Source organism: Sphingomonas sp. Ag1 (genome assembly GCF_000980895.1).
Taxonomy (GTDB): domain Bacteria; phylum Pseudomonadota; class Alphaproteobacteria; order Sphingomonadales; family Sphingomonadaceae; genus Sphingomonas; species Sphingomonas panaciterrae.
Window position 1 is genome coordinate 1 of the sequence record NZ_LAZX01000004.1, and the last position, 1,105, is coordinate 1,105.

A 1,105-nucleotide genomic window follows, 5' to 3' on the forward strand; every position below is an offset into this window, starting at 1 on the left:
CGGCGCGCAGCGGCGTCGCGGCACGGACCGGCGGGGCGAAATCGGCAAACAGCGGGGGGAGATCGGCCATGGTCTCAGTCCGGAAAGTTGATGGCCGCTATATAGTGAGGCTCGTCCGGGCGATCCGACTTATGATATGGCCTGTCTCAGACGCTTTGGCTCGTCATTGAGGCTGTGGATGGACGTTTCGCCCTTTGATCCGGAAGAACTCGACCTGTTCGACCGAAAGATCATCCAGATCCTGCGCACTGACGGTCGGTTGTCGGTCACCGAACTGGCAAAGCGCGTCGGCCTGTCCAAGACGCCGTGCCAGGTGCGGCTGAAGCGGCTGACCGATCGCGGGATCATCCGCGGCTTTCGGGCGGTGATCGACCCGGCGCGGCTGGGGCAGGGGCATGTCGCCTTTACCGAGGTGAAGCTGTCCGACACGCGCGAGGCGGCGCTGGAGGAATTCCGGCGGGGGGTGCTGGCCATTCCCGAGGTGGAGGAATGCCATATGATCGCCAGCCACTTCGATTATCTGCTGAAGGTGCGCACCGCCGACATGCGCAGCTATCGCGCGGTGCTGGGCGAGCGCATCTCGACGCTGCCCAATGTCGCGAGCACATCGACCTTCGTGGTGATGGAAACGATTCGCGACGCCGGGGGGTGAGGCGCGGCGGACGCGCTGGTCAGGAAGCGAGCTTTGCCGCCGGGGCGACGCCCAGCACGCTCATCAGCTTGTCGAGCGAATAGGGTTTGCGCAGCAGCGGGAAGCCGTGGTTCCCCTCCTCGGCCAGAACGTGGCTGTAGCCGCTGGTCAGCACGACGCGGCAATGCGGCCAGCGGCGTTCCACTTCCTTGGCAAGGTCGATCCCGCTGATCCCGGGCATCACCACGTCGGTAAAGACGAGATCGAAACCGCCGTTCGATTCCTCCAGCAGCCGAAGCGCGGATTCGCCGTTGGTCGCCCAGGTCGTCGTCTGGCCCAGTTCCTCCAGGAGGGTGCGGGCGAAGCGGCCGACCACCTCATTATCCTCGACCATCAGCACCCGCTGCGTCGGCAGCGCGTGGCGAAGCACCGCCGGTGTGAGCGGCTCCGCGGTCGGCGCGGCGGCGGCGCGGG

2 protein-coding genes are annotated in these 1,105 nt (G+C 66.2%); one reads left to right on the top strand and one right to left on the bottom strand.

The annotated features are described in order from the left end of the window. Positions 1-178: 178 nt before the first annotated feature. Complete coding sequence (locus XM50_RS00040) at positions 179-652, top strand: Lrp/AsnC family transcriptional regulator (RefSeq protein ID WP_046406266.1); 474 nt, start codon at positions 179-181, stop codon at positions 650-652. A 19-nt stretch (positions 653-671) separates the two neighbouring features. Here the strand turns inward: XM50_RS00040 and XM50_RS00045 are convergent. After that, positions 672-1,105, bottom strand: a 434-nt coding sequence (locus XM50_RS00045) for a response regulator (protein WP_046406268.1), incomplete at its 5' end; no start/stop codon positions are given.